The 18,614-nt window shown below is 34.6% G+C and carries 16 protein-coding genes; 10 read left to right on the top strand and 6 right to left on the bottom strand.

Translation table 11 applies throughout. From position 1 onward, the window contains the following. The first annotated feature begins 1 nt into the window (after nt 1). The 6 genes from dapA to M9897_07330 are packed head-to-tail and all read left to right on the top strand — an operon-like array spanning nt 2 to nt 4,740. Nucleotides 2–874 (top strand): 4-hydroxy-tetrahydrodipicolinate synthase, encoded by an 873-nt coding sequence (gene dapA, locus M9897_07355; GenBank protein MCO5268694.1) that lies wholly within the window; start codon nt 2–4, stop codon nt 872–874. 54 nt (nt 875–928) lie between these two features. Beyond that, nucleotides 929–1,816 carry a hypothetical protein gene (locus M9897_07350; GenBank protein MCO5268693.1) on the top strand — a complete coding sequence of 296 codons (888 nt, stop codon included), beginning with the start codon at nt 929–931 and terminating at the stop codon, nt 1,814–1,816. A gap of 11 nt (nt 1,817–1,827) precedes the next feature. Further along, nucleotides 1,828–2,328 carry a hypothetical protein gene (locus M9897_07345; protein MCO5268692.1) on the top strand — a complete coding sequence of 167 codons (501 nt, stop codon included), beginning with the start codon at nt 1,828–1,830 and terminating at the stop codon, nt 2,326–2,328. Nucleotides 2,329–2,341: 13 nt separating this feature from the next. Continuing rightward, nucleotides 2,342–3,352, top strand: a complete 1,011-nt coding sequence (locus M9897_07340) for a DHH family phosphoesterase (GenBank protein MCO5268691.1) — start codon at nt 2,342–2,344, stop codon at nt 3,350–3,352. Between the two features lies 1 nt (nt 3,353). After that, a complete protein-coding gene (locus M9897_07335) occupies nt 3,354–3,875 on the top strand; it encodes an FKBP-type peptidyl-prolyl cis-trans isomerase (GenBank protein MCO5268690.1) in 522 nt (173 codons plus the stop codon). 1 nt (nt 3,876) lies between these two features. Next, nucleotides 3,877–4,740 (top strand): FKBP-type peptidyl-prolyl cis-trans isomerase, encoded by an 864-nt coding sequence (locus M9897_07330; protein ID MCO5268689.1) that lies wholly within the window; start codon nt 3,877–3,879, stop codon nt 4,738–4,740. On the opposite strand, the gene msrB is transcribed toward M9897_07330, so the two are convergent. Both msrB and M9897_07320 read right to left on the bottom strand, forming a co-directional pair. Beyond that, entirely contained in the window at nt 4,737–5,201 is a 465-nt protein-coding gene (gene msrB / locus M9897_07325; protein ID MCO5268688.1) for a peptide-methionine (R)-S-oxide reductase MsrB, read from the bottom strand. The two genes, M9897_07330 and msrB, sit on opposite strands and share 4 nt — an antisense overlap. Nucleotides 5,202–5,402: 201 nt before the next feature. Then, entirely contained in the window at nt 5,403–7,469 is a 2,067-nt protein-coding gene (locus M9897_07320) for a caspase family protein (protein MCO5268687.1), read from the bottom strand. 171 nt (nt 7,470–7,640) lie between these two features. Between M9897_07320 and M9897_07315 the strand changes: the two genes are divergently transcribed. The 4 genes from M9897_07315 (at nt 7,641) to M9897_07300 (ending at nt 12,276) form a co-directional block, all read left to right on the top strand. Further along, nucleotides 7,641–8,213, top strand: coding sequence for a DUF4293 domain-containing protein (locus M9897_07315; protein ID MCO5268686.1), 573 nt, complete (start codon nt 7,641–7,643; stop codon nt 8,211–8,213). A 3-nt stretch (nt 8,214–8,216) separates the two neighbouring features. Next, nucleotides 8,217–10,076: an ABC-F family ATP-binding cassette domain-containing protein gene (locus M9897_07310; protein ID MCO5268685.1), complete on the top strand. Its 1,860-nt coding sequence runs from the start codon at nt 8,217–8,219 to the stop codon at nt 10,074–10,076. Between the two features lie 308 nt (nt 10,077–10,384). Continuing rightward, nucleotides 10,385–11,281, top strand: a complete 897-nt coding sequence (locus M9897_07305) for an outer membrane beta-barrel protein (GenBank protein ID MCO5268684.1) — start codon at nt 10,385–10,387, stop codon at nt 11,279–11,281. 71 nt (nt 11,282–11,352) lie between these two features. After that, the gene (locus M9897_07300; GenBank protein ID MCO5268683.1) at nt 11,353–12,276 is read left to right on the top strand and encodes an alpha/beta hydrolase; all 924 of its coding nucleotides are present in this window, start codon (nt 11,353–11,355) and stop codon (nt 12,274–12,276) included. Between the two features lie 27 nt (nt 12,277–12,303). On the opposite strand, the gene M9897_07295 is transcribed toward M9897_07300, so the two are convergent. The 4 genes from M9897_07295 to M9897_07280 are packed head-to-tail and all read right to left on the bottom strand — an operon-like array spanning nt 12,304 to nt 18,510. Continuing rightward, on the bottom strand, nt 12,304–13,704 hold the full coding sequence (locus tag M9897_07295) for a TolC family protein (GenBank protein ID MCO5268682.1): 1,401 nt from the start codon (nt 13,702–13,704) through the stop codon (nt 12,304–12,306). Between the two features lie 23 nt (nt 13,705–13,727). Then, complete coding sequence (locus M9897_07290) at nt 13,728–16,859, bottom strand: efflux RND transporter permease subunit (GenBank protein ID MCO5268681.1); 3,132 nt, start codon at nt 16,857–16,859, stop codon at nt 13,728–13,730. A gap of 22 nt (nt 16,860–16,881) precedes the next feature. Further along, a complete protein-coding gene (locus M9897_07285) occupies nt 16,882–18,009 on the bottom strand; it encodes an efflux RND transporter periplasmic adaptor subunit (GenBank protein MCO5268680.1) in 1,128 nt (375 codons plus the stop codon). A 9-nt stretch (nt 18,010–18,018) separates the two neighbouring features. Then, entirely contained in the window at nt 18,019–18,510 is a 492-nt protein-coding gene (locus M9897_07280) for a MarR family transcriptional regulator (protein ID MCO5268679.1), read from the bottom strand. Nucleotides 18,511–18,614: the final 104 nt, after the last annotated feature.

Below are 18,614 nucleotides of genomic sequence, written 5' to 3'. Positions count from 1 at the left end.
TATGAAATTACAAGGAACCGGAGTAGCGCTAGTGACTCCTTTCAATGAAAATGGAAGCGTGGATGAGAATGGTTTACGAAAATTGGTTGATTATCAAATAGAAAATGGGACCAACTTTCTAGTTGTTCAAGGATCTACTGGTGAAGCTGCCACTTTAACAGCTTCAGAGAAGGAATTGACTTTAAAGATTGTCATCGAACAAAACAAAGGTAGACTCCCCATTGTCTTAGGTTTAGCAAGTAATAATACAGCTGAACTTGTTGAGGCATATAAAAACATAGACGCTACAGGAATAGATGCGTTTTTATGTGCATCACCACATTACAACAAACCAAGTCAACGAGGAATAATCGCACATTTTACAGCGCTTGCCAAAGTTGCTCAAAGCCCCATAATTCTATATAATGTTCCTGGACGAACTTCGAGTAATATGACAGCAGCTACAACACTTGAATTAGCAAAAGTGGACAATATCATAGGGATCAAAGAAGCTTCTGGTAATATAGAACAGGTGATGGATATTTTAAAAGACAGACCAAAAGATTTTGCTGTAGTTTCTGGAGAAGACGCTTTAACAATGCCTTTAATGGCTATGGGCGCTGATGGTGTTATCTCTGTGGTCGCTAATGGTTTACCAAAAACGTATTCTTCTATGGTTGATGCAATGCTTCAAGGGAATATAGAAACAGCTCAAAAACTACATTTCAGTATGCTAGACATTACCAAAAGTTTCTTTGCAGAAGGAAATCCATCAGGTATAAAATGCTGCTTAGATTTATTAGATATATGTAGAGATTATGTACGTTTACCTCTTACATCTGTGAGTAAAGAGCTAAGACTCAGAATGGAAAATGAACTAAAAAAGTTCAAATAAATCCTCTTAATTATTTTTATTCACTATATTTGATTTCGATTTTAAAATTTACATATGATTTCTAACTTTAAATTATTCACATTACTATTTGCAGTGTTAGTATTTTCAGCATGTACAAATGATGCAGGAAAAGAAGTTACTGTGAGCGATGAAGATCTAACGGAATTAGATGAATTACCTAAAAATGATGTGGTTTATTCGATTCCTTCTCCGAATGAGCAATACGACTTATTATACACCTTAACAAATCAAGTAGATCAAACGATTGTTAACGATTTGGCAAGTGCAAAAAATTACAATACAATCGAACAAAAAGCATTGAATTTTGGTGTTTACTTATCTGATGCTGCCTATTTATTGAAGTATAATCAAGGAAAGAAAGTGTTTATAAACTATGTTTCCGTGTTAGATAAACTTGGTAGTGAAATCGATATTACTAAAATTTATGGAGAAGAATTGCTAAAAGAGATCGAATCTGCAGAAGGAGACAACGACAGATTATATGAGCTTTCTTCTGACAACTATTTAAAAATATTCGACCAGTTAATTGAGAACAATAAAGGTGCAGAATTGGCATTAATTCTAACAGGATCATGGATAGAAACTTTTCATATCTTATTCCATTCAGCTGGAGAATTCAATGAAAATTTAGATATTCAGGAGTATATCCTAGATCAGCGCTATATGCTAGAGAATCTTGAAGGATTCGCTCAAATGTATGGAGATAACGAGAATGTTAAGAATTCATTAACTAATTTATCTGCAATTTTAGATATGTATAATCAATTAGATTGTAGAGATTCTAAAATTGAAATCAAAGAAAAAGAAAACGTGAAGGTTTTGGACGGAGGTATGTCTTGCGTATTTAATGAGAAATCGTACGACGATATGAAAGCCAAAGTAGAAGAAATCAGAAAGTCCATAATTTCCATAATTTCATAAAAATTATCCCCATGAGAAATCTAAAAAGTATTCTTGTTTTAATTAGTATCGTGTCAAGCGTATTTATTTACGGTCAATGTCCTGATTTTACACAAATATTTTCAGTAAATACTAAAGAAGGTTGGTCTATTAACTCCCAATCTAAAAAAGGCTATCTAAAACCTGGTGAAGCATACGAAATGGTATTTATTTTACAACCTAAAATTAAATACAGAATTAGAGTTGCTAGCGGGTTTGGAACAAAATTCTCTGAAGAAGATGTCTCTTTTCAAGTAATTGGAAAAGAAACCGGAACCGTAGAAAAAGATGGCCAAAAGACGTATGTAAGTCAAGATGTTGTTTTATTTGATAGCGAAAACAGAGGGAATGACGAGCCTGTTTTTTATTCTGAAAGAACTAGACGCTTATCTATTAAGGTAAGAGTATCGGGAGAAACAAACTCTACGCTCGATTCTAAATGTGGTTTAGTGCTTATTGAAGCTAGACGTCCAAACGAAACTGGCTTACAATAGTTAGATATAAAATATGCAAACATTTGATGAGCAACGTATTGCTCATATAAAAGATTTACTAGAAGTCAAGCAAAAGGTAGTTATTGTTGCCCACAAATCTCCTGATGGAGATTCTATTGGTAGTTCTGTGGGATTGTATCATTATCTCCAAAAAAAAGGAGTGGAAGTTACTATTTGTCACCCCGACCCTGCCCCCTACTTCCTTCAATGGATGAATGGCACGGAGACTATTCTAAATGCAGAAGAACAAAGAGAATTAACTTTCCAAAAGATAAAGGAAGCTACTATTCTTTTCTGTCTAGACTTTAATACGCTAAATAGAACAGGAATTTTAGAACAAGCTTTAATGGAAGCCTCTGCCACCAAAATAATGATTGACCATCATTTATATCCTGGACATGGGTTTGATTATACTTTTTCAGAAGTAGCCTCTTGTTCTACGGCACAACTTATAACTGATTTCATTCACGCCATGGGTGATGATGAATTATTAGATGAAAATATTGGCAATGCTTTATATTGTGGTATCATGACGGATAGTGGATCTTTTAGATTCCCTAGTGTGACATCTCATACGCATATAGTAATTGCTCGATTAATGGAACATGGCGTGAAGCCTCACATGATACACGAAGCAGTTTATGATACAAATTCATTTGAGAAACTTCAATTATGGGCTTTTGCTATCGATCAAAAAACTGAAGTGCTAGAAAAGCATAAAACTATTTTGATTACTTTATCTCAAAATGAGTTAGAAAAGTATCATTACACCAAAGGAGATACAGAAGGACTGGTAAATGAAGGTTTATCTATTACGGGAATTAAAAAATCTATCTTTTTAATGGAACAAGATGGAATAATTAAAATTTCTTTTCGTTCAAAAGGAGAAGACAATCCAGTAAATACCATGGCAAGTAAATATTTCCAGGGAGGTGGTCATTTAAATGCTGCTGGTGGAAAATGGGTCGGAAGTATGGATGCTGCAATTGCTAAAATTAAGGATGTTTTACCTGAGTTCGATTGATATGATAAAGAATTGCTTATTATTTTTTATTGCTATTGTTATTCTTCTTGCTTGTAAAAGTAAAACCGAAGAAAAAATACAAAAACCTAAGTGGACAAAAGAACAATCTACGCAATTGAATAGTAAATTCTCAAATGAAGAAGAAATTAAAATCCGCTTATATCTCAAACAACATGCAAATGCCAATTTCAAAGAAACAGGTTCAGGATTGCGGTATTGGATTTATCAAGATGAGGAAGGTCCTACCGTAACAAGCAATCAGGTTGTGGATGTAAAATTCAAAATGAGTCTTTTAGACAATACGCTCATTTATCAGACAGAAGGAAATGAAGTGAGTCAATTTAAAGTAGATAAAGATCATGTTGAATCTGGACTTATGGAGGGAATTAAATATTTATCTGAAGGTGATAAGGCGCAATTCATTATTCCCAGTCCGCTAGCTCATGGATTATTAGGAGATAGAAATAAAATTCCACCGCTAGAAGTGGTATTAGTAGATGTTGAACTTATAAAAGTATATTAATATGAAATATGTTGCTATCCTACTTGTAAGTGCCATTCTCTTATTCTCTTGCAATCTGCAAGGGGTTAAGAAAAATGAAAACCCTCCAAAGAATGAAAAAGACACAACTACTACTGAAAAAATTAGCACCAAAAAGCAATCTACTCCTGAAATAGCTAGCGACACTTTACGACTTCCTAATGGGATAACTATTACCTATTTCAAAAAAGGAAAAGGAGAATTGCTTCAAAAAGGAGATATGGTGAAGATAGACTTTCGCGAGAAATTAGAGGATGGAACTGTTTTCGACGGAAACCATATTGTCAAAAAACAATTTGTTCCCTTCATCGTGGGATGGCACCAACAAACAGAAGGCTGGGATTTAGCTATGACACAATTACGTGTAGGTGATGACGTAGATATATTTATTCCAGCGCGCTTTGGACGAGGTGAGAAAGGAATAAAAGGAATTATTCCACCAAATTCAAATACCATCTTATCTCTTAGAATTATAGATAGATTTGAGCCTACTCACTCAATTGATGGTGTGGAAGTTTGGAAATACGATGAAACAAATAGTGAAGGAGATTTGATTGATACTGGAGATGAAGTATATATCAACTATTTTGTGAGCTCAGAAAGTAAACCACGTTACGACAACAACTACCAGAGAGGTTCGACCTTTAAATTAGTCATGGGTGATATTAGCGTAATGCCTGGTTTGGAAAAAGCGCTACGTGTCTCTAAGTCTGGCGACCGTATTATGGTAAAAATCCCTTCCAAATGGGCATACGGAAATAAAGGTTTGATTGGGATGGTTAAGCCAAATGAAGATATCTTTTACGATATTCAAATTGCTCGAGTCATAAAGAAGGCTAATTCTTAGGCACTCTCATTTTCCGCTTCTTCATTTTTTTCACTTCTTGGTTCAAAATCTAAGCTAATAGAATTCATACAATAACGCATATTAGTCGGCTTTGGACCATCATTAAACACATGCCCTAAATGAGAGTCACAACGTGCACATAAAACTTCTATGCGATGCATTCCATGACTATGGTCTTCCACGAACTTAACGGCACGTTTGTTAGCTTCGAAAAAGCTAGGCCAACCGCAACTACTCATGAATTTTGTATCAGAGCGAAACAGGTGATTCCCACATACTGCACAGAAGTACTCTCCTACTTCATCAGTTAGATAATATTTTCCAATAAAAGGGCGTTCAGTTGCCGCTTCTCGAGCTACGGCATATAAATCAGTTGGTAAAAGTTGTTTCCACTCTTCATTAGAGACTTGTAAGGCGCCTTTATCCTTACGTGAATAATACTTACTTTTCTCCATCATCATACTTTCAATCTAAATAAATAACCATCAATAGTTTCATTTGTTTCAAAAATGAAAAATAATTCACAAATAGACCCCGAACAAGCAAGGCTCTCGGGGTCTAATTGTAAGTGACTATTATCGGACGGCAGCAAACCGCCCCACACTCTCTTAATAATGTTATACCAACGAAGGAAGAAGTGTTAGGGTCTCAATTTTCAAAAACTATTTTGCTTTTTCAACCTGATAAGTAAATGTATATACTCCGATATTTTCAGTTGTAATAGGAACTTCCTCTGGTCCTCTAGTTGAATTATAAGACCTTTGAATAAGTGCTTCAATCGGTGAAGAACCTTCTGACCCGCCTCTTGTTCCAATAATCTCTCTTAAGTTTAAAGGTTTGTCACTCATGATTAGCTTAAGTACCTCTCCTCCTTCTGGAGCACCAGCACGGAAAAAATTTGTTTTATCAGAAACACCAAAACCTTCTAATTTAAACTCGCTTGGAGTGTGTTTAGCATCTGGATATACGGCTGTTATATTATTGTTTGGATCAATATCAATAAGTGCATAATATAGTTTACTACTAGAATTATTTCTCACTTTAAAACGAATATAAGTACCAATTGGAACACGTACAATACCGTTCGCATCTTTTAACGTAGCTGGATCCAATTCTTCAGTATCTCCATCTTTCAAGTTTTTCATATCTGCACCTTCTCTAATTTTAATCGGAACAATAATTACTTCTCCTTGCATAGAAGAATTTTCAATTTCAATTCCTTTAATTAAATTAGCTTGCGCATAATTAGCCATTGATTTTACAGCTGCTTTTACTTCATCTTCTTGCACTCCTTTAGCATCAGCCAAGGCTTTCTCATAAATCACATTATCGGTTTTGGTTGTAATGGTCACTAAGCTTGCACCTCTTGTGCTTGCACCTGTTCCAACTTCCAACAATAAATCAGAGTTTGGTTTATCCGTAATTACCAAGGTTGGATATTCAGCCATTATTTTACGAACTACTTTCGCATCTTTAGATGAGGCAGAAATTTGAACTGTTAATGGTTTTTCTACCACACTCTTTTCAGTGATGTAGCACCAGCTTTTTTCAGCATCTTCTTTAGTTAATGCTCCACTTGTTAATTCTATCTCTGAGCTAGTCCAGCCTGCAGAAACAACCTTCCCTGTAGCAATAGGTTTCGCAGGTGCTTTCTTAGAATCTGTACCTAAACGGGTGTCTGGAGGATAAAAAGATACGATAGACCCGTTGTTAATGGATTGAAGTTTACCTACATTAATTTCCACTTTATTAGTAGCTTTCCAATCAATAACATTATAATAAGATGGTGCATCTAACAATTTACCTCCTAAGATTTCTTGATCAATCACACCTTCTACTTGAGGTACTTGTTTTGGGGCAATTACACCCATTGTATTTTTAATATTTTCAAACAAAGCTCGGTAACTAGTTGTGCTTTTAGATTCTGTCAATGCTTTACTCAAGGCATAAGATAAAGAACCATAGCGTTTACCATCATTATCTTCATATTCATAGTTTAATTCGTCTTGGCTGGAACCAAAGAAACAAACCATTCCTGCTTTATTTTGTTCAACTGTTATCAGACCAAATCCAGTTTCAGTTTCTACTGCGCCTCGTGAAGAAGCTGATGCAGGTGCTTTCCATCCATCAGGAACGTTAGGTTCGCTTGTACCTCTAGCCAAACCAATCCCACGAGTGGCAGAACCAGAGTGACATGCATCAATAACTACCATGACATTTCCTGTTGTTCCTAATTTAGTACGTAACTTATCCAAAATAGCACCTAAATCATCGTCACGTAAATGCTTGCTTCCATCATAGTTCACGACTTGCCCCGTTTTCGGGTCTTTATATCTATTTCCCACTGGAGCATCTACCGGTACAAGTGCCTCATCTAATCCATCTACTTCATCATTATTATCATCAGCTACTTGTTGTCCATGACCCGAATATTGAAAGTAAGCCATATCTCCAGGCTGTACTTTGTCTATTAAATCTTTTTGAATAGCATCTAAAATACCATCTTTAGTTAGTCCGTCGCTATGAACAATGATATTCTCTTCGGCAAATCCTTTTGCAATCAAAGCATTCTTAATCAATTGAACATCATTTGCTGAGTTAATATTTCTCCATCCTGTTTCTCTGTTGTACTCGCTTAACGCAATAATTAATGCGTGTTTGTTGTTCTGAGCTAAAACTGGAAAAATAAATCCTATGCTCAGAAATGTAAATAAAAGTGTTTTTTTCATACTTGGGTCTTTAGTGATTGGTATATTTATATCAACGAAAATACTAATTTTAAATGAAGTTAATTTAAAATCGATTCCATTTTTCATAAATTATGCCAAAATAACTTCCTTAATATTTGAATCTCATTCAATAATTAATTGGAAGCACTATCTTTGTGGAAAATTAATAATATGATACAGCGTATTCAATCTGTTTATCTTCTCTTAACACTCTTGTTTTTAATCATTTTAAGCGTTGGCACTTCTGTGTACACAGCTAAGATTCAAAAAGAAGGTACATTTGAAATGATAGTGTATTCCAATGTGTATGGTGTGCAAAAAGACCTTACCATGCAAAATTCTCTTGACGCAAAAGATACAGAGATACTCCAAGATAAAATGCGTACTTCCAAATTGCTTAACAATATGAAAAGTATTCCTACTTTTTATTTTCCCTTTTATTCTATAACCATCTTACTATCTATGTTAGCAATTATCGTATTGCTTGGATATAAAAAGCTAGCACGCCAACTAAAATTAGGACGACTCCTATTTGTATTAAACCTTCTTTCAGCTATTTGTGTATTGATTCTTTACGCATACTTTAAGGACTCAGTTTCCATAAATGAAGAGTCTGTTAATAATTCTATTCAACTTGGTTTTGGATTTTATTGCATTATCTTATCGCTTGCTTTTTCATTTTTAGCAAATCTTGGAATTAATCGCGACTTAAAATTAGTGAAATCTATAGACCGAATCCGTTAAAATATGAATTATCTTTCGGTAGAAAATTTAACAAAGACGTACGGGGAACGTACCATCTTTAAAGACCTTACTTTTGGAATAGAACAAGGTCAAAAAGTAGCATTAGTTGCCAAAAACGGTACTGGAAAGTCCACGTTACTACGCTGTCTCATTGGTTTAGAGCCCTCAGATAGCGGAAGAGTTGTTTTTCGAAATGATATTGTAATTGCTTATTTGGAACAAGCAGATGAATTAAATCCAGAAAATACGATTTACGAAGAGATTTTTAATCACGACTTACCAAAGCTTAACACTTTCAAAGAATATTCCAAAGCATTGAATACTCACGATGAAGAGAAAATTGCCTCTTTATTTGAGAAGGTTTCCGAACTCAATGCATGGAATTTAGATAGCTTAGTTGAACAGATTTTATCAAAACTAAAACTAAATGATGTTCAAGCTAAGATTGGTCAATTATCTGGTGGGCAACGCAAAAGAGTTGCCTTAGCAAAAGTATTAATTACAGAACCTGACTTTCTTTTCTTAGACGAACCAACCAATCACTTGGATTTAGATATGATTGAATGGTTAGAGGAATATCTATCGCAATCTAAATCTACCATTTTTATGGTAACACATGATCGGTATTTCCTAGAAGTTATTACCGATACGATTTATGAATTAGATAATCAACAGCTTTATAAATACCAAGGAAATTTCTCCTATTTCTTAGAAAAGAAAGCAGAAAGGGAAGAAAATTTAACGATTGAAGTTGGAAAAGCAAGAAGTCAATTTCGCAAAGAGTTAGATTGGATTCGACGTCAGCCCAAGGCGCGTGGCACCAAGCAGAAGGCTAGGATTGATGCTTTTCATGAAACAAAAAAGATTGCTAGTCAAAATTTAGCCAAAGAAGAACTGGAAATCAACATCAAAATGGAGCGTTTAGGTACTAAAATTCTTGAATTGCATCATATTTCTAAAAGCTATCCACAGCTCCAAATCCTACATAAATTCAACTACAACTTTCAACAAAGGGAGCGCTTAGGCATTGTAGGTGTAAATGGGGTCGGAAAATCTACTTTCTTAAAAATAATTACAGGTTCAGAAGATGTAGATCAAGGAAAAGTTGTAATCGGAGATACCGTTGTTTTTGGATATTACTCACAAGAGAATATTGAAGTTAGCGACGATATGAAAGTAATTGATGTGATTCGAGAAGTAGCTGAATATATTCCATTGGAAAAAGGAAGAGAAATGTCGGCTGCACAATTCTTAGAGAAATTTCTTTTCCCTCGGAATATGCACTACAATTTTGTTCATAAGCTAAGTGGTGGAGAAAAACGTCGTCTAAAACTCATGAAGGTATTGATGTCAAATCCAAATTTTCTTATCCTTGATGAGCCTACTAATGATTTAGACATATATATTCTAGGAGTATTGGAAGATTATCTTAAAAATTTTCCTGGATGCCTGATTGTAGTTTCCCACGACCGTTATTTTATGGATAAAATGGTGGATCATATTTTTGTATTTGAAGGAGAAGGTAAGATTGTGGATATTACAGGAAATTATATTTCTTATAGGGAATTTCAAAAAGAAAAACAGATACCCAAAAAAAATGAATCTACTCCTACTCCACCACCTGTTATAGCCAAAAAAGAACCTCAAGAAAAGACAAAACTATCCTTCAAAGAAAAATTAGAATTTGAACAATTGGATAAAGAAATTATTTTATTAGAAGAAGAAAAAGAACAATTAACACAAATTCTTTCAGGAGATGCTACAGCGAATGACCTTAATCAAGCAAGCAAGCGATTGGGAGAAATTATTCCCGAATTAGAGTCTAAAACAGAAAGATGGATGTATTTAGCTGATTTTATGTAATCAGTTATATCTTCATTTGTAATATATATGGTGTATTTTGAATAAGATACAGATTACCATGTCAGTCCTAGATACCCTTCGGCAATCTCAGGGTAGGAAGGACGGCTCTGCCGATCGATAGTAGTCCCAAACAATTGTCACCCCGAGAACCTTGGTTGTTCGGGGTCTATTTGTAAATTATTCATATATCCTAACAATCGAATACAATCCATATATACTAGAAATTATTGATTTTATATATTTTGTAAATACACAACGGGTTATATATTCAAAATTATTTCTAATTTAGCTTTACTAAAATTAAAATTATGAAAAAAATACTTACACTATGTGCAATCACTTTAGGTGCCTTTGCATTCAATACTAACGCCCAAGGGTTCTATTTAGATTTTAATGCAGGATATGGATTTGGTTTCCCAAAAAATGTGCTAGGAACTGAAACGCATACAGACATTGTTAATGGTGTTGGATCTGTAACAACAAAAAATTTAACAGGTTCTATTGGACAAGGACTTAATCTACAATTAACCCCAGGTTACATGATTAATGAGCATATTGGTATCGAATTAGGGATTAATTATTTCATCGGAGGTAAAACACTTATGAATAAAGTAACTAGATCTATTAATAATGGAGGTGCCATCGTAGATGATGAATATGAAAAAAGAGAAGATATTGCCCATTCTAGTCAACTTAGAATTGCTCCTACTGTTTTTCTTTCAACAGGTATAACAAATAAAATTTCTGGATATGCTAAAGTTGGTATTATTCTTCCTGTTTACGGTTCAACTATAGTGAATACGGAATGGATTCAAGGAAGTATTGACAATGGAGCTATTGTAAAAGAAAAGCATGAAATTGTAACTAAGATTAATGGAGATCTATCTATGGGATTCAAAGGTGCATTAGGTATTAACTACAACATCACCGACAATCTTTCTATATTTGGTGAAGTATTTGCTCTTTCGTTAAATATAAAGCAAAAGAATAGAGCTTCAACTTCCTATAAAGTAGATGGAAAAGAAATTTTAGAATCTATTCCTGTAATTAAAACTCAAATTGAGTATGTAGATGAATTGACACCAGAATCTAACAACCCTACATACAATACTAAATATGATACAAGTAAACCACTAAATGAATTATACCAAAAGACAAGCTTTAGTCAAATGGGAATTCAAGTTGGTGTAAAATACAGATTCTAAGCATTTAATAAGATGTATAAATCGCCTACCTAAAATAGGCGATTTTTTTATTCATTTAGAAAAATAGAACTATGAAATATTTGTTGCTCTTTTCCACATTCTTCCTTTTTGGTTTTATCTGTGCACAAAAAGAAAAAGAAGTAAAAGTTGATATTCACGGTGAAACTATGTATGGAACACTTACAAGTGTTTCAGGAGGCACAAAAGCTCCAGTTGTGATTATAATTCCAGGTTCAGGACCAACAGATAGGAATGGAAACAGTGGCATTATGCAAATGAACACTTACCGAATGCTTGCTGAGTCTTTTGCTGAACACGGAATAGCTTCGCTTCGCTATGATAAGTTGATGATAGGTAAAAGTCAAACCAAAAATTTAAAAGAAGAAAATCTTACATTTGAAAACAATACAGAATGGGTGCTTGCTTGGGTAGATTTTTTAGCTCAAAAGAAATACCAACATATTATCTTAGTGGGTCATTCTGAAGGTTCTTTAATTGGCATGCTAGCAGCACAACAAAGGAAAGTTGACAAATATATTTCATTGGAAGGAGCGGGGCGACCAATAGATGAAATTCTTTATGAGCAAATCTCTGCTCAATCAGAAGAATTGGGTCAAAAATGCAAACCATACCTAGATAAATTAAAAACGGGAGAATTAATAGATGTCGTTCCTAAAGATTTAGAAGCAATCTTCAGAAAGAGCGTACAACCATATCTGATTTCTTGGATGAAATACGATCCAAAAATCGAAATAGCTAAATTAGATATTCCCACGCTCATTGTTCAAGGAAGTACAGACATTCAAGTGACTACCAAAGATTCCGAACGATTAGCCGAAGGGGCACCAAATGCTCAATATGTCTTAATCAACGGAATGAGTCATATTCTCAAAGACGGTCCAGAAGAAAGAACAGCGAATATACTTACGTATTACAATCCAAAACTCCCATTAAACAAGGATTTAATTGATACGCTGATACGTTTTATTCAATAAACCTACTTCCGAAAAGCTAGCACATATCTACTTTCCACCACCCAATGCACGGTATAATTCTACCATGGCATTTAGTTGCGTTAATTTTAAATTGGTAACAGCTAATTTTGCATTCAATACATTTTCTTGAGCAGTTAATACTTCCAAATAATTTGCTAAACCATTATTTAATAATTCCTGAGCATATTCTTCAGCTAATGATAATGATTCGACCATTTTATCTTGGAATTGTAATTTTTCAGAAGCAGATTCATAATTGTACAGTGCATCTGAAACTTCTTTACTGGCATTTACAAAAGCTTGTTCAAATTGAATCAAAGTTTGTTCTTGCTGTGCGCTCGCCACTTCATTCTGTGTACGAATCTTTCGTTGATTGAAGATAGGCTGAGTTAATCCACCCAAAATATTTGCAAATAAAGAGTATGGATTCAAAAATTTGCTAAAATCAATACTTTGAAAACCTCCTGAAGCTGATAAAGTAAATGATGGATAATACAAAGAACGAGCAACATTCTTCATTTCAAAAGCATTGCGGTATTTATACTCAGCCATCAATACATCTGGTCTATTCGTCAACAATTGACTAGGAACTCCCACCTTTAAATCAGATGAAATCACTTGATTATCTAAACTGGTTCTTTCTATAGTATGAGGAGCTTCTCCTAGTAAAATAGAAATTACATTTTCCACTAATTTTGCTTGTTTTTCCAAGTCTATCAAGATAATATGAGCGTTGTAATACTGCGCTTCTGCTTGTTTTACAGCTGCTGCATTTACAACTCCAGCTTCTTGTAAGGCAGTCATAGTTTCTACACTCTTATTACGTGTTTCAATAGTCTCTTTGGTTAACTCTATTTGCTGGTCAATAGCAACTAATTGATAATAAGAAGAGGCCACATTAGCAATTAAACGAGTTTGAACAGCTTGCCTAGCCGCTTGGCTATATAAATAATTTGCCTCCATTGCCCGTTTCTGACTCCTAATCTTTCCCCAAATATCAGCCTCCCAAGATAAACCAACAGATAACTCAAAGTTATCGATACCATTCTTAAAAAAAGAACCCATTTGTGAATTTTTTGACAATTCCTGATGCCCTGCTGAGAGATTTCCGTTAATCGTTGGATAATATCCCATTTTACCTTGTTTTAGATAAGCTTCAGCAATATCTATCTGCTTAATTGCTACACGTACATCAAAGTTATTTTCTAAGCTTTTTGAAATATAGCTTTTTAAGGTTTGGTCATTAAATAGTTCTTCCCATTTTACACCTGCTATGCTTAGAGTGTCTCCTGAAATAGAATCTGCTTTATAAGCTAGATTTTCTGCTGAAATATCAGGTGTTTGATATTTCTTAGCAACCAAACAAGAAGACAAGATAAAAGGAGTAATCCCTAGAATAATAACCTTATATAAAATATTTTTTCTCATTATGCTTAATTCAAATCAATCATTTAATTATTGGATGTTACATCAAATTTTGGAGGAGATACCTTCTCTTGTAACCACTGGAAGAATATATATAAAGTAGGAATAACAAATATGGCAGTTATAGTACCTATCAACAGACCACCAACCGCACCTGTTCCGATAGATCTGTTACCAATCGCTCCTACCCCATTTGCAAATACCAATGGCATCAAACCTAAAATAAAAGCAAAAGAAGTCATTAAAATAGGTCGTAAACGCGCTTTTGCTCCATCTATGGCTGAATCTACAATACTCTCTCCATGACGTCTTCTCTGAATGGCAAATTCTACAATCAAGATAGCATTCTTGGCTAGTAACCCAATCAACATAATCAAAGCAATCTGGAAATAAATATTATTTTCCAAACCAAACATCATCGTTGTAAAATAGGCTCCAAAAATACCAAGAGGAACAGAAAGCAATATAGATAAAGGCAATAGATAACTTTCATATTGTGCTGATAACAAGAAGTAAACAAAAACAACAACTAACATAAAGATAATCCATGTTTGACCTGAAGCATTAACCTCTTCTCTCGTTAATCCAGAATAGTCAATACCATAATTGGCTGGCATTTCGCTAACTACCTCCTTAATTGCTTGGATAGCATCTCCTGAACTATACCCAACATTTGGAGCACCTGTCACCTTAGTTGAGTTATACAAATTAAACCTAGTTACAGATTGCGGTCCATATACTCTTTTTAGCGTTACAAACTGAGAAACAGGAGCCATTTCACCACTTTTGGTACGCACGTACATTCTATTCAAATCGCTAGTTTCAATACGTTTTTCAGGTGGTGCTTGAATATATACCTTAAATTGTTTTCCAAATCGAGAGAAATCTGCCGTATAAATCCCCCCTAAATATCCTTGCATTGTTTTAAAAATAGAATTGATATTCACTCCTACTTCCATAGCTAAAGGAACATTGATATTCATCTGATATTGTGGATAATTTGTAGTAAAAGAAGATGATGCATACTGAATTTCGGGGCGTTGATTCAATTTCATCAAGAATAATTTAGTTTGTTCGCTTAACTCATCAAAACTACCTCCATACTTATCCAATAAATTCACTTCAAAACCACCAGAGGCGCTAAATCCTGGAATACTTGGTGGACCAAAGAATAATACTTTTGCTCCTGGAATAGTAGCAGCAACACCAAACAATTTCTTAACTGTATTATCTACTGAAAGAGAATCCGCTTCACGTTCATCCCATTTTTTCATTTTTATAAAGCCCAAACCAAAATTTGGTCCTTGTCCATCAATTAAGCTATATCCAGCAGTAGTAGAAACAGTCTCAACTCCAGGTAATTTATGAATCTTATTATACAACTGTCTATTAATCTCTGCTGTAGCATCTATGGAAGAACCTTCTGGCAATGCAACGTTCATCATAATAATTGCTCGGTCTTCACTCGGTACAAATCCAGATCGAACGGTTGAGGAAGTCCACCAAATTCCAACTCCAGCCAAAATAATCACTAACGGAGTCATCCACTTATGACGATAGAAGAAAGTAAGTGATTTAGCATACTTATTTAAAGTGGCATTAAATCCAGCGTTGAAGGTATTTTTAAACCCTTTGAGTATATCCACCTTTTTCCCTTTTTCAGTATGTGGTTTTAAAAGAAGGGCGCATAGAGCCGGACTTAAGGTCAAGGCATTTATTGCTGATATTAAAATTGCTGTCATTAAGGTAATCCCAAACTGTTTATAGAACACTCCTGCTGGTCCACTGATAAAAGTAACCGGAATAAACACAGCCGCCATAACAAGAGTAATTGAGATAATAGCTCCCGAGATTTCATTCATTGCATCATGTGATGCTTTACGAGGATTCTTTTCCCCTCCATCCAATTTCGCATGAACCGCTTCTACTACCACTATGGCATCATCCACCACAATACCAATTGCTAATACCAATGCAAACAATGTCAGCAAGTTTACTGAATACCCAAAAAGGTTTAAAAAGAAGAAAGTACCAATAATAGAAACCGGAACTGATATAGCAGGAATCAATGTAGAACGAAAATCTTGTAAGAAGATAAATACAACTAAGAACACCAATAAGAACGCCTCAATTAAGGTATGCACCACCTTGCTGATAGAAGCGTCTAAGAACTCGTTTGTATCAAAGTCAATATTGATTTTCATACCACGTGGCATCGTTTCTTCAAATTCGGCAAAATGCTTGTGCACTTGCTGGATAATCTCTCTTGCATTCGAGCCAGCTGTTTGGAAAATGGCAACAGAAACACTTGGGTGTCCAGCTGTTTTGGTAGTTACCCCATAATTCTCAACTCCTAAATTAATATCTGCCACATCTTTTAAACGCAAATAATTTCCATCACCCAACGCTTTTAACACAATATTTTTGTATTCATCTACCTGACTCAAACGACCAGAATAACGAATAGTGTAAGAGAACGCCTGTCCGGCATTTTCACCTAAATTACCTGCTGCTGCTTCTTGTGATTGCGTATTAATTGCGTTAGCAATATCTGCAGGTTCCAATTCATACATAGCCATCTTATCTGGATCCACCCAAATACGCATTGCATAAGTTTTAGAACTATATACACGAACATCTCCAACCCCAGGAACACGCTGAAGAACAGGAACCACGTTAATATTCAAGTAATTGGAAATGAAATCTTCATCGTGTTCTGTATTTTCACTATAGAAACTTAAATACATTAAAGAACTCGTTTGTTGCTTTTGGGTAACCACTCCAGTTTGTCTTACCTCCTGAGGCAACAATGGATTTGCCATGGCTACTCTATTTTGTACGTTTACCGTAGCAATATCCGGGTCGTAATTTTGTTTAAAATAAACAGTAATCATTGCCATACCACTATTAGAAGCAGTAGAACTAATATAGTCCATTCCTTCTACCCCATTTAGTTTCTCTTCAATGGGTACGATTACACTTTTCAATACTGTTTCTGCATTGGCTCCTGGATAAGTTGCTCGCACTTGCACAGTAGGCGGGGCAATATCAGGATATTGGGTAATAGGTAAAGTATATAAACCCAATACTCCAAGAATGACAATTATAATGGAGATTACAGTGGATAAAACCGGTCTGTCTATAAATTTATTGAACATAATTTTTGAATATTATCACTAATTATTTTTGAAAAAGTACTGGTAAAGGTTTGGCTATACTATCAAATGGTACAGGTCTGGATACCACCTCCATTCCATCACGTAAAGTAGTTACTCCTTCCCCAACTATTTCTTCTCCTTTCTGAACATTCACAGCATTAATCAAATAAAAATCAGCTGTTTGGTCAATTATATCTACCGCACGAGTCTCTACCGTTGTTTTATCACCTGCTTTCACAGTAACCATTACATAAGTAATACCTTGTAATTCAAAGGTTGATTTACGAGGTACATACAATACATTCGTATATTGAGTTGGAATTTTTATAGTTCCTGTACTTCCATTCGTTAAAATCTGATCTGGATTATCAAATGAAGCTCTAAAAGAAATAGTTCCTGTAGCTTTATCAACTTGAGAATTGATAGTTTGCACTTTTCCTTTATATGGATATTCATCTCCATTAGCCATAAGCAGCGTAATTTCAGGGAGATTCTTAATTTTTTCCTCTTTTGTTTTTCCTTCTGAATTCTTTAGAAAATCTAAATAATCTCGTTCATTCATAGTGAAATACGCATATATTTTACTGATATCAGAAACTGTAGTTAGTGGATTACGATCAGCAGGACTCACCAAATTTCCTTTACGGATTCTAACTTGTCCAACATATCCATCAACTGGACTTACCACGTTTGCATATCCAATATTTGCCTGTATAGCACTATATGCAGCCTTAGCTTGTGCTAATTTAGCTTTAGCTGTTTCTAATTGTGAAGCACTTACAATCCCTTTTTCAACTAAAGGGGTCAATTGATCCACTTGCACTTGTGCTGCATTGATATTGGCTTGTGCTGCAGAAGCCTCTTCGTTGAGCGAGGTTGTCTCCAATCGAAATAACAATTGACCCTTATGCACTCGTTGTCCCTCATCTACTAATACATCTGTGATATATCCCGAAACTTTAGGTCTTGCTTCACTATTTGTAATTCCTTCCATACTCGTAGGGTAAGATTTTGAAGTAATAAAATCTCCTGAAGGAATATTAATCACTCCTACCATCTGTTGTCTCTGCGCCTGACTTTGGTCATTCTTACCTCCACAAGAACTCAATATAATTCCTAATATTACTATACTAAAAAAGTTTCTTTTCATATTTATTATCTAATTAAATTTGGTCATTTCATTTCTCAAGTGCCGGATAGATTGAATAACTTCTCCAGCATATTTTATAAACTGTATTAAGAAATCGACATCAAAGTTATCTTTACTCACCACTCCTTGTAACATACAATCCTTCTGAAAGTTTAATACTCTTTCAAAATTTATTCTTCGGGTAGTCCATTGTTCCTCGAGTTTAGCAAAGGATGTATTTAAAGAATCTCTCTTAACTATAAAATAGCGTTTTCTATCGCCTTCTTTCATATAAAATTCAATTCTTTTTCTTTTTTGCAGGTCTTCTAAATAAGAAGAAGCCGTGCTCTTTCCTATAGATAATTCAGTGATTATATCTTCAAAGGTCACCCCTTGTTTTCCAAATAGAATAATCAAAGCCAAGATACGCCCTTCAATTGGCGTAAGATGTTCATCCTCTACAAAGAAAACTCCTAAGTAGTCAATTAATTCTGCTTGTCTTTTCTTTAGTTTCTTATCCACCGATTTTTCTTAAACAGATACAAATTTACACTTAGTTCTGAAATTTCAGAACCAAAATTCTAAAAAGAATGTTAATTCTGCATTAATTTAGACAAACACAGTGT

Origin of the sequence: Brumimicrobium sp. (assembly GCA_023957385.1) — a bacterium.
Taxonomy (GTDB): domain Bacteria; phylum Bacteroidota; class Bacteroidia; order Flavobacteriales_D; family Crocinitomicaceae; genus Brumimicrobium.
The sequence above is the reverse complement of the archived record's forward strand: the minus strand, read 5'-3'. Positions and strand labels throughout refer to the sequence as shown.